21 protein-coding genes are annotated in these 19,923 nt (G+C 70.3%); 14 read left to right on the top strand and 7 right to left on the bottom strand.

Features of this window, described 5'->3' with window-relative positions; translation table 11 throughout:
• The first annotated feature begins 16 nt into the window (after positions 1–16).
• The 7 genes from hypF to AC1DWC_RS19415 are packed head-to-tail and all read left to right on the top strand — an operon-like array spanning position 17 to position 7,159.
• Positions 17–2,404 carry a carbamoyltransferase HypF gene (gene hypF, locus AC1DWC_RS19445; RefSeq protein WP_477910645.1) on the top strand — a complete coding sequence of 796 codons (2,388 nt, stop codon included), beginning with the start codon at positions 17–19 and terminating at the stop codon, positions 2,402–2,404.
• Entirely contained in the window at positions 2,401–3,144 is a 744-nt protein-coding gene (locus AC1DWC_RS19440; protein ID WP_477910643.1) for a hydrogenase assembly protein HupF, read from the top strand. The genes hypF and AC1DWC_RS19440 overlap by 4 nt, the downstream gene beginning before the upstream one ends.
• Positions 3,141–3,833 (top strand): D-sedoheptulose-7-phosphate isomerase, encoded by a 693-nt coding sequence (locus AC1DWC_RS19435; RefSeq protein WP_477910641.1) that lies wholly within the window; start codon positions 3,141–3,143, stop codon positions 3,831–3,833. The genes AC1DWC_RS19440 and AC1DWC_RS19435 overlap by 4 nt, the downstream gene beginning before the upstream one ends.
• Positions 3,830–4,942: a hydrogenase expression/formation protein HypE gene (hypE, locus tag AC1DWC_RS19430; protein WP_477910639.1), complete on the top strand. Its 1,113-nt coding sequence runs from the start codon at positions 3,830–3,832 to the stop codon at positions 4,940–4,942. The genes AC1DWC_RS19435 and hypE overlap by 4 nt, the downstream gene beginning before the upstream one ends.
• Before the next feature lie 32 nt (positions 4,943–4,974).
• On the top strand, positions 4,975–5,247 hold the full coding sequence (locus tag AC1DWC_RS19425) for a HypC/HybG/HupF family hydrogenase formation chaperone (protein WP_477910637.1): 273 nt from the start codon (positions 4,975–4,977) through the stop codon (positions 5,245–5,247).
• Between the two features lie 31 nt (positions 5,248–5,278).
• Positions 5,279–6,412: a hydrogenase formation protein HypD gene (gene hypD / locus AC1DWC_RS19420; protein ID WP_477910635.1), complete on the top strand. Its 1,134-nt coding sequence runs from the start codon at positions 5,279–5,281 to the stop codon at positions 6,410–6,412.
• On the top strand, positions 6,413–7,159 hold the full coding sequence (locus AC1DWC_RS19415; protein ID WP_477910633.1) for a DUF6390 family protein: 747 nt from the start codon (positions 6,413–6,415) through the stop codon (positions 7,157–7,159). It begins immediately after the preceding gene.
• Here AC1DWC_RS19415 and AC1DWC_RS19410 read toward each other — a convergent pair.
• Entirely contained in the window at positions 7,146–7,751 is a 606-nt protein-coding gene (locus AC1DWC_RS19410; RefSeq protein WP_477838261.1) for a TetR/AcrR family transcriptional regulator, read from the bottom strand. The two genes, AC1DWC_RS19415 and AC1DWC_RS19410, sit on opposite strands and share 14 nt — an antisense overlap.
• 98 nt (positions 7,752–7,849) lie before the next feature.
• Between AC1DWC_RS19410 and zapE the strand changes: the two genes are divergently transcribed.
• The 5 genes from zapE (at position 7,850) to AC1DWC_RS19385 (ending at position 12,043) form a co-directional block, all read left to right on the top strand.
• Positions 7,850–8,827 (top strand): cell division protein ZapE, encoded by a 978-nt coding sequence (gene zapE, locus AC1DWC_RS19405; protein WP_477910631.1) that lies wholly within the window; start codon positions 7,850–7,852, stop codon positions 8,825–8,827.
• A gap of 300 nt (positions 8,828–9,127) precedes the next feature.
• A complete protein-coding gene (locus AC1DWC_RS19400) occupies positions 9,128–9,544 on the top strand; it encodes a hypothetical protein (protein ID WP_477910629.1) in 417 nt (138 codons plus the stop codon).
• An 84-nt stretch (positions 9,545–9,628) separates the two neighbouring features.
• Positions 9,629–9,964 carry a DUF6412 domain-containing protein gene (locus AC1DWC_RS19395; RefSeq protein WP_477910627.1) on the top strand — a complete coding sequence of 112 codons (336 nt, stop codon included), beginning with the start codon at positions 9,629–9,631 and terminating at the stop codon, positions 9,962–9,964.
• A 55-nt stretch (positions 9,965–10,019) separates the two neighbouring features.
• Complete coding sequence (locus AC1DWC_RS19390; protein ID WP_477910625.1) at positions 10,020–10,673, top strand: ABC transporter ATP-binding protein; 654 nt, start codon at positions 10,020–10,022, stop codon at positions 10,671–10,673.
• Positions 10,664–12,043, top strand: a complete 1,380-nt coding sequence (locus AC1DWC_RS19385; protein ID WP_477910623.1) for a DUF6297 family protein — start codon at positions 10,664–10,666, stop codon at positions 12,041–12,043. Before AC1DWC_RS19390 ends, AC1DWC_RS19385 begins: the two co-directional genes overlap by 10 nt.
• 26 nt (positions 12,044–12,069) lie before the next feature.
• Here AC1DWC_RS19385 and AC1DWC_RS19380 read toward each other — a convergent pair whose 3' ends face one another.
• From AC1DWC_RS19380 to AC1DWC_RS19370, 3 genes are all read right to left on the bottom strand, one after another.
• The gene (locus AC1DWC_RS19380; protein WP_477910621.1) at positions 12,070–12,324 is read right to left on the bottom strand and encodes a hypothetical protein; all 255 of its coding nucleotides are present in this window, start codon (positions 12,322–12,324) and stop codon (positions 12,070–12,072) included.
• Between the two features lie 190 nt (positions 12,325–12,514).
• Positions 12,515–13,534 carry a hypothetical protein gene (locus AC1DWC_RS19375; RefSeq protein WP_477910619.1) on the bottom strand — a complete coding sequence of 340 codons (1,020 nt, stop codon included), beginning with the start codon at positions 13,532–13,534 and terminating at the stop codon, positions 12,515–12,517.
• Positions 13,535–13,598: 64 nt separating this feature from the next.
• Positions 13,599–14,981 carry a hypothetical protein gene (locus AC1DWC_RS19370; RefSeq protein WP_477910617.1) on the bottom strand — a complete coding sequence of 461 codons (1,383 nt, stop codon included), beginning with the start codon at positions 14,979–14,981 and terminating at the stop codon, positions 13,599–13,601.
• Positions 14,982–15,182: 201 nt separating this feature from the next.
• On the opposite strand from AC1DWC_RS19370, the gene AC1DWC_RS19365 reads away from it, so the two are divergent.
• Both AC1DWC_RS19365 and AC1DWC_RS19360 read left to right on the top strand, forming a co-directional pair.
• Positions 15,183–15,842 (top strand): hypothetical protein, encoded by a 660-nt coding sequence (locus AC1DWC_RS19365; protein ID WP_477910615.1) that lies wholly within the window; start codon positions 15,183–15,185, stop codon positions 15,840–15,842.
• Positions 15,843–15,913: 71 nt separating this feature from the next.
• Positions 15,914–16,879: an SMI1/KNR4 family protein gene (locus tag AC1DWC_RS19360; protein ID WP_477910613.1), complete on the top strand. Its 966-nt coding sequence runs from the start codon at positions 15,914–15,916 to the stop codon at positions 16,877–16,879.
• Between the two features lie 68 nt (positions 16,880–16,947).
• Here AC1DWC_RS19360 and AC1DWC_RS19355 read toward each other — a convergent pair whose 3' ends face one another.
• From AC1DWC_RS19355 to AC1DWC_RS19345, 3 genes are all read right to left on the bottom strand, one after another.
• Positions 16,948–17,649 (bottom strand): hypothetical protein, encoded by a 702-nt coding sequence (locus tag AC1DWC_RS19355; protein ID WP_477910612.1) that lies wholly within the window; start codon positions 17,647–17,649, stop codon positions 16,948–16,950.
• Positions 17,650–17,798: 149 nt separating this feature from the next.
• Positions 17,799–18,323: a hypothetical protein gene (locus AC1DWC_RS19350; protein WP_477910610.1), complete on the bottom strand. Its 525-nt coding sequence runs from the start codon at positions 18,321–18,323 to the stop codon at positions 17,799–17,801.
• Positions 18,324–18,377: 54 nt separating this feature from the next.
• Positions 18,378–19,853, bottom strand: a complete 1,476-nt coding sequence (locus tag AC1DWC_RS19345) for a cellulase family glycosylhydrolase (RefSeq protein WP_477910608.1) — start codon at positions 19,851–19,853, stop codon at positions 18,378–18,380.
• Between the last annotated feature and the right edge of the window lie 70 nt (positions 19,854–19,923).

Genomic DNA, 19,923 nt, shown 5'->3' with positions numbered 1-19,923 from the left:
CGATGTGGAGTCGGGTATGGACACCCACTTACAGCCAGATCACAGCGCGGCCTTCACCGTAGAACGACGCCGGATCACCGTCCGAGGGATCGTGCAGGGCGTCGGATTTCGGCCCTTCGTCGCCCGGCTGGCCACCGAACTCAGGCTCGGGGGCCACTGCGGCAACGACGACGCCAGCGTCTTCGTCGAGGCCGAGGGCCCCGCGGCGCAATTGGCGGAGTTCGCCCGCCGGATCCGGTCGGACGCGCCGCCGATGTCCGTCATCGTCGACGTCGCATCGGAATCGCTGCCGCCGCAAGGCGACCGCACGTTCCGGATCGCCCCGAGCCGCCACGTCGACGGGGCCCGCACGCTGGTCTCGCCGGACGTCGCCACCTGCGAGGACTGCCTGCGCGACCTCCGCGACCCCGCGAACCGGCGGTACCGGCACCCGTTCGTCAACTGCACCAACTGCGGCCCCCGGCTGACCGTGGTGACGGACCTGCCCTACGACCGCCCGAACACCACCCTGGCCTCGTTCCCGTTGTGTCCGCGCTGCCGGCGGGAGTACGACACACCGCAGGACCGGCGGTTCCACGCCCAACCCATCTCCTGTCACGACTGCGGGCCCCGGATCTTCCTCGAGCGCAACGGCGTCCGGACCGACGGGGACGACGAGGTGCTACGCCGGGTGCACCGGGCGCTGGCCGAGGGCCTGATCGTCGCGGTCAAGGGGCTCGGGGGCTTTCACCTGGTGTGCGACGCGACCGACCCGGCCGCCGTGCGCCGCCTGCGTGAGCGTAAACACCGACCGGCCAAGCCGTTTGCGGTGATGGCGCCGGATCTCCGCCGGGCCGGCGAGATTGCCGAGGTCGACGAGGCGCGGGCGCGGCTGCTGGGTCTCCCCGCCCGGCCGATCGTGCTGCTGCGCAAGCGGGACTCGGACGCCGCGTCGGCCGAGCTGGCCCCCGGCGTCGGGGACCTGGGGGTGATGCTGCCGTACACCCCGCTGCACCACCTGCTCTTCACCGCGGTGCCCGGCCGGCCCGACGACACGGTGCCGACCCTGCTGGTGATGACATCCGGAAACACCAGCGGCGAGCCGCTCTGCTTCGACAACGAGGACGCCCGGCGTCGCCTCGGCGCGGTCGCGGACCTGTTCCTGATGCACGACCGGGACATCGCCGTGCCCTGCGAGGACTCCGTCGTGGCGGTGTCGGAGGGCCGGGAGGTGCCGATCCGGCGGTCCCGGGGGTTCGCTCCCCTGCCGGTCGCGTTGCCCGCGCCCGGCCCGGTGGTGCTGGCGGTGGGCGCCGAGGTGAAGAACACCTTCTGCCTGACCCGTCAGGACTTCGCGTTCTGCTCCGCGCACCTCGGCGACATGGGCACCCTGGAGAGCCGGCGGGCGTTCGAACGGTCCGTCGACCAGCTGACGTCCCTGCACCGCGTCACCCCCGAGCTGGTGGTGGCGGACGACCATCCCGGCTACTCGACCCGGCAGTGGGCCGCCCGCTACAGCGACGCGACGGGGGTCGAGCTGCGCACCGTGCAGCATCACCACGCCCACATCGCCTCCCTGCTGGCCGAACACGGCCGCCTGGGCTCCCGGGTGCTGGGCATCGCCTACGACGGCACCGGGTACGGCTGCGACGCCACGGTGTGGGGCGGGGAGCTGCTGCTGGTCGGCCCCGACGTCCTCGACGCCGAGCGGGCCGGGCACCTGCAGCCGTTCTGGCTGCCCGGCGGCGACGCGGCGGTCCGCAACCCCGCCCGGGTGGCGCTGGCGCTGCTGCACGAGGCCGGGATCGACGAGGTCGACGACCTGCCGTGCACCACGGCCCTGGACGCCGCAGAGCGCCGCCTGGTGCAGTCCCAGCTGGGCTCGGGGGCGGCGGCCGTCCGCACCACCAGCGTCGGGCGGCTCTTCGACGGCGTCGCGTCCCTGCTCGGGGTGCGCCACCGGGTGAGCTACGAGGCGCAGGCGGCCGTGGAACTCGAGGCCCGCGCGCGCTCGGCGACGTGGGCGTCGCCGCTGACGATGCCGGTCGACGACGGACAGCTCCGCCTCGGGCCGCTGCTCGACGGCCTCGTCGCCGGGGTCCGCGCCGGGGTGGCCGCCGGGCCGCTCGCCCTGGGCTTCCACCGCGCGCTGGCCGACGCGACCGCCGAACTGGCCGCCCGCACGGCGGAACGGACCGGCGTGGGCACCGTCGGCCTCACCGGCGGGGTGTTCCAGAACGCGCTGCTGCTGCAGATGCTGTGTACCGCCCTGCGGCGCAGGGGTTTCGAGGTGCTGACCCACGAGCGGGTGCCGGCGAACGACGGCGGGCTCTCCCTCGGCCAGGCGGTGCTCGGCACCGCGCTGCTCGCCCGTGCCGCGCGCCGCCCGGCGACGGACCGACGACGGATCGGAGCGATGCGATGACCGAGGCACCGGCGCAGACACCCCTGATCGACGAGGACCTCTCGCAGGACCTGGCGACGGCCGCCCTCGCCCTGGCCCGCCGGTTCAACGCCGGCGCCACGCTGTGGGTGGTCTCCCCGCAGTGGGAGCCGCACGCCCACCACGTCGCGGTGGAGTTCGTCCACCCCGTGATCATGGGCAAGCGGGCGCTGCCGTCCGTCGCGCTGGTCGAGCCGGACCCCGTCGCGCAGTGCCGGGTGGCCACCCGGCCGGGCGACGTGATCATCGCGGTCGCGTCGGCGGACCAGCCGCAGGTGCTGGACGTGATGCGGCGGGCACCCGCGTGGGGCGCGGACACCATCTGGATCGGCTCCGGGCCGCGGCCACCGGCGGGCGGCGCCGACCACACGCTGTGGGTGGACTCCGGCGACCCGATGGTCCCCGCGACGGGGCGGTTCGTGCTGATGTACCACCTGCTGTGGGAGTTGACGCACGTGTGCTTCGAGCACCCGGGGCTGCTGACCCCGGACGCCGTGGAGTGCACCGAGACCGGCTGCGTGACGTGCAGCGACGAGGGCCGGCTCGGGGAGGTGGTGCTGCCGCCCGCGACGGCGATGGACACCGCGCTCGTCCGCACCGCGACCGGGGACGAGTCGGTCGACGTGACCGTCCTCGGCGACGTCGCGCCCGGGGACCTGGTGCTGGTGCACGGCGGCGCGGCGATCAGCCGGGTCGCGACGGCGACGGAGGCGGCGCGGTGAGCGAGAAGGAGAGCACCAACTTCCTGTACCCGTTCATCGACGCCGAGGAACGCGACGCCGGCGCGCTGCTGACGGACCTGGCGTCCTCGGCCCGGGGCAAGGCGGCGGAGAGCGCGCGCCTGCAGCGGGCCTCCCTCGACGAGTGGGGCGAGCAGGTGACGGCGGCGGGGACGCTGATGGCCGAACGGTTCGGGCAGGGCGGGCGCCTGTACACCTTCGGGAACGGCGGCAGCTCCACCGATGCCGCGACCCTGGCCTCCCTGTTCAGCCGCCCGGCGCTCGGCCGGCCGGTGGCGGCCTGGTCGCTGGCCGCGGACCAGGCGGTGGTGACCGCGCTCGGCAACGACGTCGGTTTCGAGCTGATCTTCTCCCGGCAGATCATCGCCCACGCGAGGTCCGTCGACATCGCGATCGCGCTGTCCACCTCCGGCAACTCCGACGACCTGATGACCGCCCTCGTGGAGGCGCGCAAGCGCGGACTGCTGACCGTCGGGTTCGCCGGGCACGACGGCGGCCGGATGGCCACCTCGGAGGACCTCGACTTCTGCTTCACCATCCGCTCCCAGAGCATCCACCGCATCCAGGAGAGCCACGCCCTCGTCGGGTACCGGCTCTGGTCGGCCGTGCAGGACCACATGGCACGGCCCACACCGCATCCCGCGACGTCGAGGACAGGCGAATCCAGATGAGCAGCACACCGGTCGGCGCCCAGCCCCCCACCTCCGCCGAGCGCGAGGGTCGGGTCCTCGACCGCATCGACGCGTTCCGCAAACGCCGCCCACGGCTGCTCGAGACGGTGGTGACGCTGGCGCACGGCGCCGGCGGCAAGTCGTCCGCCGCGCTGGTGGACTCGGTGTTCGTCGAGGCGTTCCGCAACCCGGAGCTCGAGCAGCTCGGCGACTCCGCGGTGATGGGGCTGCCCTCGGGTGAGCGGGTCGCGTTCTCCACCGACTCGTACGTGGTGCAGCCGCTGCAGTTCCCGGGCGGCTCGATCGGGAACCTGGCGGTGCACGGCACCGTCAACGACCTCGCGGTCTCGGGGGCCCGGCCGCAGTGGCTCTCCGCCGCGTTCGTGATCGAGGAGGGTTTCGAGATCTCGCTGCTGCGCGCCATCGTCGCGGACATGCGGGACTCGGCCGCCGCCGCGGGGGTCGCCGTCGTCACCGGCGACACCAAGGTGGTCGGGAAGGGCGCGGCGGACGGGCTGTACATCTCGACCGCGGGGGTCGGCGTGGTGCCGGCCGGGCGGGTGCTGGCCGCGGACCTGGTCCGGCCCGGCGACCGGGTGGTGGTCTCCGGCACCATCGGCGAACACGGCATGGCGGTGATGCTGGCCCGCGGCGAGCTCGCCATCGAGGCGGACATCGCCTCGGACACCGCGCCGGTGAACGGCCTGGTGGAGGCGTTGCTGGCGGCCGCGCCGGGCACCCGGTGGATGCGCGACGCCACCCGAGGCGGCATCGGCACGGTGTGCAACGAGCTCGCGCAGTCCGCCGGCGTCGCGGTGGTGCTCGACGAGCAGGCCCTCCCGGTGCAGCCGCAGGTGCTCGGCGCCTGCGACCTGCTCGGGATCGACCCGCTCTACGTCGCGAACGAGGGCAAGTTCATCGCCGTGGTGCCGGCGGAGGAGTCCGACGCCGCGGTCGCGGCGCTGCGCGGGCAGCCGCTCGGCGCGCAGGCCGCGGTGATCGGCGAGGTGATGGCGGACCCGCAGGGCATCGTGGCGCTGCGGACCGCGTTCGGCGGCAGCCGCATCGTCGACATGCTGGTCGGCGACCCGCTGCCGCGAATCTGTTGAGCCGCAGGACCCGCGAGGGAAGGAACACCGAGATGTGCTTGGGCATACCGGGACAGGTCGTCGAGATCGTCGACGCGCACGAACACCTGGCCAAGGTCGACGTCAACGGGATCCGCCGCGTCATCAGCGTCCGGCTGCTGGCCGACGAGGGTCTTCTCGTCGGCGACTGGGTGCTGGTCCACGTCGGGTTCGCGATGTCGAAGATCGACGAGGCCGAGGCGCAGCTGACCCTCGACCAGGTCCAGAAGATGGGCGCCGACTACGTCAACGAGATCGACGCGTACAACTCCTCCGAAATCGCCTGACCGAGGCGTCCACGCAGAGCGAGGTAGCCCCATGAAGTTCGTAGACGAATTCCGCGACCCGGCCGCGGCCCGCGCGCTCGTGAAGTCGATCACCGAGCTCGCCGGCGACGACGAGTTCAAGTTCATGGAGGTGTGCGGCGGGCACACGCACACCATCTACCGGCACGGCATCGAACACCTGCTGCCCCCCGCCGTGGAACTGGTGCACGGCCCCGGCTGCCCGGTCTGCGTCATCCCCATGGGTCGGGTGGACGACGCGATGTCCCTGGCGCAGCGCCCGAACGTCATCTTCACGACGTTCGGCGACATGATGCGGGTGCCGGGGTCCGCGGGCAACCTGATCGAGGCGAAGGCACACGGCGCCGACGTCCGCTTCGTGTACTCGCCGCTCGACGCGCTCAAGGTCGCGGTGGACAACCCCGACAAGGAGGTGGTGTTCTTCGCCGTCGGCTTCGAGACCACCGCGCCGTCGACGGCGGTGACGCTGGTGCGGGCTCGCGCGCTCGGCGTGACGAACTTCAGCGTCTTCTGCAACCACGTGACGATCGTGCCGCCGATCAAGGCGATCCTGGAGTCCCCGGACCTGCGGCTGTCGGGCTTCCTCGGCCCCGGCCACGTCTCGACCGTGGTGGGCATCCGGCCGTACCGGTTCGTGCCCGAGGTGTACGGCAAGCCGATCGTGGTGGCCGGCTTCGAGCCCCTCGACATCCTGGCGTCGGTGCACATGCTGCTGCAGCAGATCCGGGACGGCCGCTGCGAGGTCGAGAACCAGTACATCCGCGTGGTGCGCCCCGAGGGCAACCCGCAGGCGCTGAAGCTGATGGCCGAGACCTTCGAGCTGCGACCGCACTTCGAGTGGCGCGGACTGGGTTTCATCTCCCAGAGCGCGCTGAAGGTGCACCCCGACTACGCCGGGTTCGACGCGGAGGAGAAGTTCTCGATGCCCGGGGTGCGGGTGGCCGACCCGAAGGCGTGCCAGTGCGGCGAGGTGCTCAAGGGCGTCATCAAGCCCTGGGAGTGCAAGGTGTTCGGGACCGCCTGCACCCCCGAGACCCCGATCGGCACGTGCATGGTCTCCCCGGAGGGCGCCTGCGCCGCCTACTACAACTTCGGCCGGCTGCACCGGGAGACCGCGCTGCTGGTGGGCCGCGGGTCGGAGGGCTGAGTGCCGAGCGCACCCGGCCACCGCCTCTTCGCCCGGTACGCGCACGCGCCCAACGCGCTCGGCTACTGCGGGCCCGCGGACGCACGGGCGCTGGAGCTGGCCGCGTGCGGCCACGACGGAGCGGACGTCGACATGCCCGCGGTGGCGAGCCGGTTCAGCGGCGCGTGGCCCTACCAGCAGCTGATCGCCGAGCTGTCCGGGATCGCGGACCCGCTGGACGAGCGGGTGGTGCGCGCCTACTGGACCGGCAACGAGCTGACCGACCGGATCGACCGCGACCGCTTCGGCCGGGAACTGCTCGCCCGCTTCGCCTCCCGCGCCGGCCACTACTGGAAGCACCTGACCGACGAGCTGCTCCCCGAGGTCGCGCCGACGCACACCTTCCACGTGCTGGCGGTGTACCCGTGGTCGCGGCTGCTGGGATCCGGTATGCCTCAGCCCCTCCAGGTGCTCGACTCCTGCCGGATCACCTACGGGACGGTGACCGAGGTGCGCGAGGACGACGTGCTGGTGCGTGCGCGACCGCTCACCTACGACGGGGCCCTGCGACTCGGGGCCGAGCAGGACCGGTCGGCGCGGTACCGCGTCGGTTCCGGGGCGTTCGTGCCGGACCTGCGTGTCGGCGACCGGGTGGGAGTGCACTGGGACTTCGTGTGCGACCGGCTGGGTACCGACGAGGCGCAGCGCCTGGAGCACTGGACGCGGTGGCAGCTCGAGCGCACCAACGCGCGGCTCACCGGCTCGTGACGAGAGCGTCGACCCACAGGCAGATCGTGGTCCGCAGCGACTCGTGCCGGTCGCCGAGTGAATTGCCGGGGGCCGGCATCCGCGCCCCGAAGGCGAAGTCGAACACCAGCCCCTCGAGCAGGCTGAGAAGGTCACGCGCAGCAACCGGAGGATCGGACGCGCCCAGGTCGTCCATCAGTGCCGTCGCCGCAGCGAACGAGAACAGGCACGACGCCAGACCCGATCGCAGCTCGTCGTCGTCTGCCGCGTCGGAGACCAGCGCATACCGCGCCAGCACGTCCCTGCGACGGTCCGTCAGCAGCGTCTCGAGCTGGTCGGCGATCAGGCTCCCCGCTTCGTCGATTGTCCACTTCGTCTGCGGCGGGACCGCCGAGACGGCCTCGTCGAAGTGCTCACGGGACCGGCGGGCCAGGTGGGCAATGGCGGCGGACACCAGTGCGTGACGGGTGCGGTAGTAGTACGACGTCGATCCCCGGGCCAGGCCGAGTCGCGCATCGACTCCCTGGTGCGTGAGCGCGTGGTTTCCGCCCTCGGCCGCGAGATCCAGCGCAGCCTCGCAGATGAGGTCTCGACGTGAGCGACGGTGAGCCATGTCTCCATCATCTCAGTACTCTACGATGCTAGAGTTTTGGCATGCGCTGGACCCGTAGGACGTCACCGTCAAGTCGATCGCTCCATGTCGATGCCGCCGTGTTCGACACGGCCGCAGCAGAACTGGGATTCGCCCTCGACGACGCGCAACGCCGGGCCGCAGCAGCCCTCGTGGCCGAGGACCGGAATCTGTACCTCTGGGGCCCCGTCGGCCGGGGCAAGAGCTGGCTGATGGCGACGTACTTCGCCGCACTGCCGACCGACCGGAAGATGCGGGTTCACTTCCACGAGTTCTTTCGCGACCTGCACCTGGCCATCCGAACCCACGGCAACGACCTTGCTGCAGCCCTGGACGAACTCCTGCGCGGCGTGGATCTCGTGTGTTTCGACGAGTTCCACGTCCACGACCCCGCGGACGGCAAATTCATCGCTCGCCTGCTGCCCGCGCTTCTCGACCGGAGGATTCGGGTGATCCTCACCTCGAACTACCCTCCCCACTCCCTGCTACCCAACCCGCTGTTCCACGACGACTTCGTACCCACCATCGACCTGATCGAGCGGTCCCTGACGATCGTCACCGTCGACGGACCCGTCGACTACCGCACCATCTCCGACCACGAGGCGGGTTTCGCTGCCGGATCCTGGGTCAGCCCCGGCACAGCAGAACAACAAGCGCGCCTCGGGCTTCGCCCGCCGAGCCCGGAGGAACACCGGGCGCTCACCCCGGCCGGGCATCCCATCCACGTCCGACGCGCGACGGATCACTGCCTCTGGATCGACTTCACCGACCTGTGCGAGGGCACCACCGCCCCCGTCGACTACCTCGCACTCACCCGACAGTTCCGCAACTGGGTCGTCAGCGACGTCCCAGACCTCCGAGCGATGGGACGCGAACCTGCCCAACGCTTCGCCAACGTCGTCGACGTGCTGTACGACCGCGACATCACCACCGTTTTCCTCGCGACCATGCCGCTGGACACACTCACCGACAGCGCACAGCTTCCCGTCGACATCGAACGAGTCAAGAGCAGGCTCGGCCAACTCGGCCGAATCGAACTCGATGTGGCCGAGCGATAGTTGGCCTTGACCGGCATCGTCTCGAACCCACGCCAACCGGCAACTCGGATCTCCGAGCGACCTAGGCGAGCGGCTTCGGTAACGAAAGGCATCTCATCCCGCGATAGCTGGCGGAGGGCATAGTTCCGCCGTCCACATCTCGCACGGTCCCGGCCGGGACAACAGATCAAGGGGTTGATCGTGAACTCACGTAGGTCGAAGCAGCTGCTCGCCGCGACAGCCATTTCCACGGCAGTGCTCGCATGTGCAGCGGCGCCTGCAGCAGCCGCATCGAGCTCTGATCCGTTGGTACCGCTCACCGTGTCCGCGGGGAGCGCCTCGGCCGGCAGCATCGGCGCGCCGGAGGGGCTGACCGCAGACGGCCTCATCGCCGCCCGCAACGCCGGGCTCCCGATCTACGAGACCGGTCGAGTCGTGATCGTCTCGGCAACCAAGATGGGCGCGATCCATGCGACCGAGTACCGGCGCGTACACGACGTCGACGCCCTGGACTCGTCGGCAACGAAGTTCGTCATGGTCGGCGCCGCCGCGCCGGACGACTTCTACGTCGTGCACGGGTACGACGACCGTGACTCCATCGTGGTCAACATGCGCCCGAGTGGAGACCCCCTGTGGGGAGGTTTCTCATACGACACGACGCCGCAATCATGGTGGAACAGCCCGCTTGTCGAGCTTCCAGGTGGCGGCCCCGCCGTGGGCGTCGCGTTCGTTCGCTAGCGAACCCCATCGAGGCTGTCCGGGCGGACGACAGCGCATCCAGTACCGGCCGTCATCGGCACTCGCCGGGATAGGCTGCTGCACATGTTCCAGGACTCGCGAGGCATTGCGGATGTCCTCGCCGTCCTGATGACGTGGGCGACCGTCGCCTTCATCGCCGCCACACTCCCGCCCACCGGCGATAACAACGTCCTGCTGGTGGGACTCCTCGCCACCGTCGTGGCCGTTGCGGCCCTCGTGCTCCTGGGCCGCGCCGACGACCCGACGTGCGGGCAATGCCGCACTGCGCGAGGTCCGACCGCCGAGGAGCGACGACTCCGCGGTTCGTTCCGCCGCCACAGCCATCCCGACACCGCGGGCCGCCCGCGGCCCCGGGCACCCGGCCCCGTCGCGGGGGCCGCGCTTTCTGGCGCATTCTGACCGGTCCCCGCCTCCTCGCGCTTCCACCACACCACGAGGAACTCCGGGAGAACCCATGCTCGACCACTCACACCGCGACGACCACCTCCTGGTCGTCCGCGACGCCGAACGACGCTTCGGCGAGCTGACCGCATTCGAACGAGTCAGTTTCGGTGTCGCAGCGGGCAACTGCTGCGCGATCGTCGGCGAGAACGGAGCCGGCAAGTCCACCCTGCTGCGGTGCGTGATCGGTGCCGACCGACTCGACGCCGGACTCATCACGATCGACGGGACCGACGTCGACGAATCCTCACCCCGGTTCAGGGCCACCGTCGCCGCGGTCGTCGGCGAGGTCGCCACCTTCGCCCACCTGACCGCGCACGAACACCTGCAACTCATCGCGACGGCACACCGCGTACCGGACCCGTATGCGATCGCGACCACGACCCTGTCCGACGTGGGTCTGTCCGGTGCTGCGGATCAGCTTCCGGCGACCCTGTCGAGCGGACAGCGACGTCGGCTCGCACTCGCCTCCGCCTTCGTCCGTCCCCGCCGACTGCTGGTCCTCGACGAGCCCGAACAGCACCTCGACCGCGCGGGGCGCAGCTGGCTGGCGTCGGCGGTGGAGGCGGAAAAGCGGGCGGGCACGGCGGTGCTACTGGTCTCCCACGACTCCGACCTCGTCGCCGCCGTCGCCGACCACGTCGTGGAGGCCGGGGCATGGCACTGACCGACACCAGCGAGGCCGTCCCGTCGGCACGCGACATGCGGGCGCTGCGGCGGGGATTCGCACGGAAGCACGCACCGCGCGCCGAACGGGTCGGAACGATCCTGATGTTCGCTCTCGGTGCCTACCTCGCGGGCGGGTCCCTGTGGTGGCTTGCCCATCGACCGGCGACCGTCCTGTCCGGCTCGGCACTTGTCGCGGCGGGGCCCGGCTGGTGCACCACGTGGACCTGGTCGCTCGGCGCCCTGGCGATCGCGGCGGGCCTGGCGGCAGCCAGGGCATTCGGGCCCGTCACGACCTCGCCGGAAGACGCGGCCTGGTTGCTGTCGACGCCGGTGGACCGTGGCGCGCTGCTGCGCCCGCGCCTGCGCCTGCTACTTGTGCTCGGTGCTGCAGCCGGCCTGATCGTCGGACGGTTGGCCGCGTTCGCCGGCGCGGTGACCGTGTGGGTCCCGGTGACGGGGCTCGGCGCCGCCGCGGGTGTCGGTGTCGTGGCGGTGGCCGCTCTCGCGCAGTGCGGACTGCTCCCGGTTCGCGTCATTCCGATCGCGCAGTGGGTGTTCGCTGCCGTGGGGACCGGTCTGGGGGCGGCGGCGACCACGGGTGCCGCGGTCCCCGTCGTCACGTCGTGGTCGCCCGTGCTGATCGGCGCGGTGTGCGCCGGAGCCGCCTCGACGATCTCCATGCTCTCGTGTGGGCGTATCGGCCGGGCCGATCTCGCCGCCGGCGGGGACCTCACGGTCGGCGCCAGTGTCTCGGTGACGACGCTCGACGTCGCCGCCCTGGCGGGGATTCTCGACGCCAGGGCCTGGCGGCGTGTCGGCGGGCGTCGGTCGCAGCACCTGCCCCCGGGTCGTGCCCACGCGTTGATCCGGGCCGACCTGCTGCGGCACCTCCGCCGGCCGTCGTCGTTCGCGATCGCCGCCGCCGCGATCGGGCTGGTCTGGGCGGTCGCCGCTGTCGGGACCGCGTTGGGTGTGGCACTGGCGCAGCTCGGGGCGGCGTCAATCGTGGCTCTGGTGTTCAGCTCCGGGCTCCGCGAGCTGTGCACGAACGACGAGCTGCGGATGATGCTGGGCGCGGGTGACCGCCCGTTGCGCCTCGCCCTGGTCGTCGTCCCGCTGGGCGCGGTCGTCTGCACCGCTGCGCTGACTGCGCCGGCGGTCAGCACCCAGTTGCCCGTTCTGTTGATCGCCTCGGCCGGAGCGCTTCTCGCGGCCTACCGACTGCGAACGAGACCCTGGACCGCCTACGACGGCCTGATCCTGGAGACCGGGTTCGGGCAGGTACCCGTCGACATGGTCCGGCGACTGATGCGGGGACCGGATGTCCTGATCGTGACGGCCGTGCTGCTGACCGCAGCGGTGGCGTGATGGTGCGGCGTGATGCCACCATCCGCTCAGCCCAGGGACTGCGACCAACTGACCGATGCGAACAGCTCCGTCATGGTCTCCTCGACGCTCTTCCGACTCCGAGGCTCCCAACGCCATACCGAATAGAGTTCGGCCGCCGAGCGATTTACCTGCATCTCCCGCGAGTCGTACCCGTCGTCGGCATACAGCGGTCCGCCCGGAGCGACCTGGCCTGCGCACAGCACCGGGTGCAGCAGCCCGTCCGTCACGCGGGACGCCAGGACCCGCACCCGCACGTTCATCGCGGCCTCCCTCCCCGAGTGGGTAGCCCGACAAGACCATCAGGAGGTTGTCGACCGCGTCCCGGAGAAATGGATCCTGGGCGGACGGTGTTCGGAGCCGACGTGCTTCGGCGAGCGTGATCGCATTTTCGAGCAGCAGGTCTTCCACCATCCGCTGAGGGTCACGCATCAGCCAGCTCATGCCGCTCCCTCAGGCATCCGGACGCGAAGGCTGATGCACGGTCGGTGCGCCGACAGCGGACTGATCCGGGTGCAGCTGCCGCTGCAGGCGGCGCAGGGCCTCGGGCTCGAGGGTGCCTCTGAACGGGCTGAACGCCCAGTCATGGTCCTCGGTGGTCCCCGTGTCGATGTGCCCGTGTAGGTCGATGACCCAGGTCTTTCGCGAGCGGGGGCGGCGGCTGAGCCATCCGGTGCCCTCGCCGGACCCGAGGAATGCCGTGAACTCTCCTGTCTCGGTGTCGGTCACCTGCACCGAGCGGGGCGTGAAGTCCGTCAGGACCGGGGTTCGTAGGTCGGCGGCACCGACGTTCTCCCGGAACCACTCCATCGACTCATTCCGGGTGTGGCGCTCGCGCTGCTGGTTCTTCCGCGCGGATTCGCCGTCCGTTTCCACCGGGCCGTCCCAGCTGAACACCCCCGGGTCGGCGATGCCGACGCTCAGCTCGCTGAAGGCGGCGCCCTCGAGCCCGTCACCGGAATGCGGGGCCAGGACCGCGCCGGTGCCGGCGTCGACCACCAGGCGACGCGTCGGCTCGGACTCCCTGCGGGGCGACAGTTCGACCGACCAGCAGGGACGGCCGAGGAACTCGACGTCCTCGACGGGGCCGGTCGGGCGGGCGTAGTTGCGGCCCACCCAGTGCCGGGCCGGCGGGGTGAGCACCAGTTCCTCGCCGGGGCCGAAGAAGAGCACCCCGCCCGGTGACGTCCGCCGCGGCCGGTCCGAGTCGTCGGCGAACAGCCACGCCCGGTCGCCGTCACACAGAAATTTCACCGTGCCGTCGAGGGTTTCGAGCCGAGCCTTCCGGCCGTGTCGGGTCAGACGTGCGCCGTCAGGATTCAGACACAGCAACACCGGCGCAGCCCCCTCCCAGTGGGGGGCGTAGTAGACGTGGATCGGTTCGTCGGTGTCGCGGTAGGGCCGCACAATCCCCTGCACCGGGCTGGTCGGGCCGTCGACCATCGTGACCAGGACCTGAACCCATGCGGTCATCGAACTGCCTCCTCGAGGTTGTTGGGCGAAAATGCTTGGCGGCGAGCTGATTCGACCGGGCAGGTCACGTCCACACCCACCCGAACCTGCCCGGCTCGACGCGGGCGAGGCGGGCCACGCCGCCGGACTCGGCGATGTCCGTCCGGATCGACTCCATCAGCGTCGGGGGTCCCCGCCACAGCGCCGGCCGGCCGTCCCGGTCGAACAGTGCGTAGCGGCGCGCGCAGGTAACCCCGGGAAGCCCGGCGACGGTGAAGGTGACGAACACGCTCGTGTGCGGGAACAAGCCGTCGATCTCGACGTCGAGCAGTCCCTGCCCCCGGTTCTGGTCGAGCAGGCGTGCCCGCTCGGCTTCCGCCCACCGTTCCGGATCGCCGACCTCGGACGGCGGTCGGACCGCCAGCTCCGGCATGGGCAGGTCCTCGGGTCCCACCGGTGACATCTCGATGGCACCGGCACCGGCCACGGCCCCGGGTGTGCTCGCGAAGAGTCCGGCCGTGCTGACGATCCACAGGCGCCCGTCCCCCTCGGTGACGGTGAGATCCTTCGGGTAGCCGTCGACGAACGCCCACCTTTCCGGCGCGGTCAGGCGCGAGTCGAGACGGAAATAGGCGAAGGCGTTGCGGTCGCCGTCGGGGAGCGGGCGTCCCCGGCACGGGTGGGTCCGCGAGGTGGACCGCTGCACCAGCCACGCACCCGACACAGAGGGGAACGGCCGGAAGTCGGAGGTGAACCGCATCGGCGCCACCGGGGCGAGCCGATCGCCGAGGATCTGTGAGCCGGACCGCGACCTCGACACCGCGACCGGGGCGCCCAGATCCACCACGGAGACGCGGCCGCCCCAGTACGGACACGGCCAGGGGTCGCCCAAGGTCACCGCGGCGTCGAGACCGACTCGCGCACACCACTGCCCTCGGTCCGTCGCGATCACCACCGGACCGTCGGTTCGCGTACGCATCGACACCAGGAAGCCGCCCCGGGTTGGCTGGATGTCGTCCACGTCGCCGGGCACCGCCACGGTCGCCGTCCGGTCGGAGGCGTCGAGTGTCCGCAGACGGATCAACGCGTTGCCGTCGCCGTCGCGATCGCCGGTACGCGCAGTCGCCAGGACCCCGTCGACCAGACCCGACGCCGAGACCGGTGCGGGGTCGATCAGCCGGACCGCACCGGCGTGATCGCAGTGTGCGATCCCGTCCGCCCCGACCACCCAACACCCGGACTCGTCCGCGTGCGGCCACCGCTCGCGCCACCCGACTATCCCCGTTCCCCTGATCTCACCGGGGATCGTGAAGGTACCGATGGTTCCGTCCGCGGCCCGGCGCAGCAACACGGGATGGCTGACGTCCAGAACCCACAGCGCCGAACCGGAACCGGCGACGGCGCCGGGTGTGAAGTATCGCGTCGGTCCCGTTTCTCGGGAGGCCGAACAGTCGAAGCCGGCGCTCATGCGCCTTTCGTCGAGTCGAAGATGATCACGCCACCCACCATACGACTGCAGGCCTCCGCCGGCGGACTCAGATGGGACGATCCGTACATGGAGGCTGTCGCGGATGTGTCCGTAGGTGACTGGATTCGCCCGAGGTTGACCGGGCGCCCGGGGTTCGTGACGGGTGTCGTTCCCGATGGGTACGAGGCTTACGTCCGGGTATTGCACCCCGTTGAGGTCGACGACGACCGGATCGTCCGGTGGCGTGACGTGGCGGCGGCCACCGGACGACGCATTCATCCGCTGGTTCAGTGGTGGCGACTGATCGCCTCGTCGGACTACGTGAATCCACGGAGCCCGCTGTGGGACGGCGGTAATCCGGAGACCGGCGTGCTGGACGAGCCCGACAGCCAGGTTCTCGTCGATCTACTCGGCCGACACACCTCGACGCCCGGCACCGCCTACTTCGCGCTGTGGGAGGGATCCGGACACTTCGACGACCAGAGTCGGGTCGTGTTCGGTGTTGACGACGCAGGACGATCTTTCGCCGAGGCAGTACCGGTCTCCGACACCGCCGCTCGACTCGCGGCCGGACCGCGTTTGCGGCACCCGGGCCGGAACTATCTCATTCTGGCCGGCGCGCTGGCCGAGGCGCACACGATCGCCGATCTGGTCGGGGCGAGGCCGTGGGCCCTGTCCGGCAACCTGGTTTGGCCGTCGGATCACGCCTGGTGCATCGGCACCGAAGTGGATCTCGATTCGACCGTCGTCGGGTGCAGTCGCACTGCCGCCGACGAGATTCTCTCGAGCGGCGAACTGGAGGCCATGCCGATCGGTCCCCACGATTCGCTTCGGTACGACGCCGACCGGATCAATGGGTGATCTCGGCGCGGGTCGAAATGGGGAAGCGTCGGGGCCACACCACACTGTCGAGGCTCGATTGGATTCGGGCGATGACCCTCGCCGAAGCGTGGACGGCCTACATGTCGGTACTCCGGGTGCAGGCGCCCGTCACGGCTGCTTCGGTTCGGCCTCCCCTGTCCCCGGCGAATCGGCAGGACGCCGAACACGCGACCACACCGTGGACGGAGGAGCTGCGTGAGTTCTTCTCACTGCACGACGGTCAGAACCCGCCCGACGATGCGCATCGGTTCCAAGGGACCGCACTTCCGAATCTCACACTGCTCTCGCTCGACGCGGTGGTGGCAACGCACAAGTTCTGCCGGGAATCACTCCATGACACAGAAGACGTGGGCCCCGACTGGGCCACCGTTTCCCGTGAACAGCCCGCCGGTGAAGCCGCCTACATGTTTCTCGACGCCTACGTTCCGTTCGCCGAGGACAGTGCCGGCGGCTATCTGTGTGTCGACACGCGCTCCGGCGAGCATCACGGGTGCGTCCGCTCCTTCTCGTCAGACGCAGCCGACGAGGGCGGACCGCTATTCGCCTCCATGGCCGACTACATCGATTCCGTTCGCCGGAGCGTGGAATCAGGCGCCGAGCATTCGTTCCTCAAACCCACATTCGATGAAGGCACGCTCGTCTGGGAGGTCGACTTCTCCGACAGTCCGATCAATGAGCCGCAGCCGGAACCAGAACTACTGCGTCTCCCGTTCGAGCTCGTCGACTTCCAACCCTCACAGGTCGGCCCCGAAGACGACCTCATCGATCTCGATGCCGTCAGGCAGACGGTTCTCGACACCGCTCGATCTCTGCACCCGGGTTCCGTCGTCGAAGGCGGCCGGACGGTGTTCCCGAGGGTTCCTCGCCAGCGGGGGGGTGACAATGAACTCCTTCGTCTCGGTCGATGGCGAGCCCAAGCCCTATCTGACGATCGTCACGGGCGTCGGAAACGAGGTCCTCGTCACGAAGTTCCCCCGGAAGGGTTCACGTTCACTCTCGGTGGCCGCCCCTCGTAATTCATCTGGGACGCCACGGTCGTCGCTGGAACGGAGAGCCGCGTCGGCGGTTCGACGCCCCTGATGCCTCAGCCGACGCGCCGCACCTTCTCGACGACCCGCGTGAACACGTCGTCGAACTCGGGCTGGGACTGCCTGCCCTCGTATCCGAGGACCACCACCGTGTACTCGTCGACTGCGGCGTACCCGAGGAGGACCTCGGTGTCGGACCAGGCCGGGTTGTCGGGATGGCTGACCTCGTACAGGATCGCGGCGTCCTCGGCGACGAGCGCCGGGGGAAGATCGAGCCGCTCCGTCCGAATTGTGCGCTGGGACGTGCTGTCGAAGCTGGTGGAGGTCACGGTATAGGCCGAACACTGCCCGGTGTGCGCCTCGACCACCCGGGACACATCCGTGCCCGTCTCGCTGACCAGCATCACGTACGCGCCACCACTTTCGAGGAGCGCTGCGCTGGCGGAACCCTTCTCGATCAAGCCCGCACGTGCCTGGTCGGCGTACAGGCTCTCGCCCGCGCACTGCGCCGGTTCGAACACGGGGTCCATGTCCATTCCGGTCCCGTCGCTCGGGGCGTGGATGTTCAGGTTCAGGATCATCTGGTCCTCGCGCTCGAGTCGCTCGACCTGGGTGCCCGTGGGCAACTCCGATGCGTCCGGCACCAGGTCCGTACGAGCGATGAGCGGGTCGTCCGCGGAAGCCGCTTCGGGTGTCCCGCACGCCGTGGCACCCAGCAGCCCCACTGCGACGACCGCAACTGGCCAATTCCTCGACATGTGTCGTCCTCATCTGTGATGTACCGAGGTGGTGACCGCTGCGGGTAACTGCCCTCAACAGCCCTCAGAGAGCGCTGCGGATGTTCGACAGCACTCGAACCACGATTGTCCGGCTAGGTGGCAATCTCGTCCCATTGACGAGGCGTGCACTACGAGGCCCGCTTCCAGAGGCGCAGGACCACATACACATTGGCCGCGGCGATCGCGAGGTACGGGGCGACGAAGATCGTCACCGTGACAGGCGTGAGCGGTGGCGCCCAACTGTTCGGATCACGCCACTCCGGAGGGTCCACCACGTCCGCGACCATGCCGTACACGAGGGCCGAGGCCAGTAGCACCATCGCCCCGCTACCGATCGACGCCAGCCAGCGACCGAACCGGAACTGCCAAGCCAACGCACCCGCCCCGACCAGTGACACCACCACCACCGGTAGGAACACAAGCGCACCGAAGACGCCGACGAGGTTCCAGGTGACCAGTACATCGCCGATCATCGTCCCGCGATTGTCCTCGATCAGCCCACCCAGGAGTGAGCCACCGAGCAGGAGCAGCGGTAGAAGCGCCACCCCCACCGTCCGGGCAATGTCCCCCGGGCGCCGTCCCGCCTCGCGAAGAAGACGGGGACCTCCGACCAGGCCGGAGGTCCCCGAATCATCGCCCTGCAGCTCAACCATCCCAGCAGACTGCCACGGCGTCACCGGTGCCTCGGCCCGTCGAGAAGCAAGGGGTCAGGCCGCCGGCGTCACGGTGACGGTCGCGGTGTCCGCGCCTGCCGCGGTCCGCACGGTGAGCAGCCGGCTCTGCCGGTTCCAGTCCACGACGTCCGCGCCCTCGACCTTGACGTCGCCCGGGAATCCGCTCTGGGGCAGGTAGATCTCGGTGGGCGCCGTGACCGCGGGGTCGGGGCGCAGCGTCAGCTCGAGACGGTCGACGGTCGAGGACCATTCGGTGGGCATGCCCGCCACCGCGCGCGGGTACGGCTTGTTCAGGGTGTCGACGAGAAGCGTCCGCGTGCCGTCGGGCAGGTACGGGCCCCAGGGTCCGGGGTCGCTGGACCAGTACGAGACTCCGGCCCCCAGCTCCCGTGCGGTGTCGTAGACGCGGTCGAGGTAGTCACGGGCGCCGGGCAGCGTGGTGTCGAGCCCGAACTCGCCGACGATGATCGGGACGCCGCCGAGTACGTTGCCCGCGACGTGCTCGACGCTGGCGCGCCAGGCGGTGATGGTCGCGTCGGTGAGGGTGCGCGAGAGACCCGAGTAGCCGTCACCGATGTCCAGCGGGAGCGGGTACAGGTGCGGGCAGTAGGCGATTCGCTGCTCGCCGGCGCGGGGGTCGTCGATCTTGGTGAGCCCGCTGGGGATTCCCTGGTTGACGCCGACCGCCTGCGGGGCCACACACACCCAGCTGTCCTGGTCGACTTGCCGAATGGCGTTCGTGGTCCGTTGGTACAGCGCGGCGAGCGGTCCGGACTCGAACGCCGGCCCCTGCAGGGAGCCTCCCCACGGCTCGTTCATCAGGTCGTACGCCACCACGGCATCGTTGCCCGCGAAGCGCTCGGCGACGGCCCGCCACGCGTTCGCGTAGTGCTCGACGAGCTCGGGGTGCTTGCCGGTGGTGTTCCAGAAGTTGTCGAACGCGCGCATCACACCGGGTTGGACGTAGTACAGCTCCCACCGGTCCTGGGGCTCCACCGGAAGGCCGTCCATGTACGTCGCCCAGGCCGGCGCACCGTTGCCGATGTTGCCGGCGCCATTGCCGCCGTTGCCCTCGGGGGTGATCGCACCCGAGTACACGTCCTGGTGCATGTCGAGCATCACCTTGTAGCCGCGCTCGGCGTACCAGCCGACCCGGTCCTCGACGCGGTCGAGATACGCCTGGTCGTACTGCCCCGGTGCGGGTTCCACGGAGCGCCACGAGATCAGGAAACGCACGAAGTTCGTTCCCATGTCGGCATGTTCGCGGTCGAGGTCCGCCTCGGTGAACTCCGGCATGCCGTCCGGCGCGCTCTTCGCGCTCGAAGCGGTGTTGAAGCCCCGCAGGACCAGGGAGCGGCCCGCGTCGTCCTTGATGTAGGACGTCGACGCCGCCGCGGTGCTGCCACCCCCGCTCCCCGAGGTGGGCAGGCTGCTCTGGGCGACGGCCACGCCGCTCCCGACAGCGAGCGAGCAGGCCATGATCAGTGCCAAGAGTGGGATGCGACGCACAGAAGCTCCTACTGGTCGATTGTCTTGACTGACTTGCCCTACGCGGGCGCGGATCCGGGCGAACGCCCCG

The organism is Rhodococcus sp. P4_C10, from assembly GCF_056402135.1.
The sequence above is the reverse complement of the archived record's forward strand: the minus strand, read 5'-3'. Positions and strand labels throughout refer to the sequence as shown.

Excerpts from the sequence above, each read along its gene's own strand:
- hypF (WP_477910645.1), top strand. The coding sequence starts at position 17 with ATGGACACCCACTTACAGCCAGATCACAGCGCGGCCTTCACCGTAGAA.
- AC1DWC_RS19440 (WP_477910643.1), top strand. The coding sequence starts at position 2,401 with ATGACCGAGGCACCGGCGCAGACACCCCTGATCGACGAGGACCTCTCG.
- hypE (WP_477910639.1), top strand. The coding sequence starts at position 3,830 with ATGAGCAGCACACCGGTCGGCGCCCAGCCCCCCACCTCCGCCGAGCGC.
- AC1DWC_RS19425 (WP_477910637.1), top strand. The coding sequence starts at position 4,975 with ATGTGCTTGGGCATACCGGGACAGGTCGTCGAGATCGTCGACGCGCAC.
- hypD (WP_477910635.1), top strand. The coding sequence starts at position 5,279 with ATGAAGTTCGTAGACGAATTCCGCGACCCGGCCGCGGCCCGCGCGCTC.
- AC1DWC_RS19410 (WP_477838261.1), bottom strand. The coding sequence starts at position 7,751 with ATGGCTCACCGTCGCTCACGTCGAGACCTCATCTGCGAGGCTGCGCTG.
- AC1DWC_RS19395 (WP_477910627.1), top strand. The coding sequence starts at position 9,629 with ATGTTCCAGGACTCGCGAGGCATTGCGGATGTCCTCGCCGTCCTGATG.
- AC1DWC_RS19390 (WP_477910625.1), top strand. The coding sequence starts at position 10,020 with ATGCTCGACCACTCACACCGCGACGACCACCTCCTGGTCGTCCGCGAC.
- AC1DWC_RS19385 (WP_477910623.1), top strand. The coding sequence starts at position 10,664 with ATGGCACTGACCGACACCAGCGAGGCCGTCCCGTCGGCACGCGACATG.
- AC1DWC_RS19380 (WP_477910621.1), bottom strand. The coding sequence starts at position 12,324 with ATGAACGTGCGGGTGCGGGTCCTGGCGTCCCGCGTGACGGACGGGCTG.
- AC1DWC_RS19375 (WP_477910619.1), bottom strand. The coding sequence starts at position 13,534 with ATGACCGCATGGGTTCAGGTCCTGGTCACGATGGTCGACGGCCCGACC.
- AC1DWC_RS19370 (WP_477910617.1), bottom strand. The coding sequence starts at position 14,981 with ATGAGCGCCGGCTTCGACTGTTCGGCCTCCCGAGAAACGGGACCGACG.
- AC1DWC_RS19360 (WP_477910613.1), top strand. The coding sequence starts at position 15,914 with ATGACCCTCGCCGAAGCGTGGACGGCCTACATGTCGGTACTCCGGGTG.
- AC1DWC_RS19355 (WP_477910612.1), bottom strand. The coding sequence starts at position 17,649 with ATGTCGAGGAATTGGCCAGTTGCGGTCGTCGCAGTGGGGCTGCTGGGT.
- AC1DWC_RS19350 (WP_477910610.1), bottom strand. The coding sequence starts at position 18,323 with ATGGTTGAGCTGCAGGGCGATGATTCGGGGACCTCCGGCCTGGTCGGA.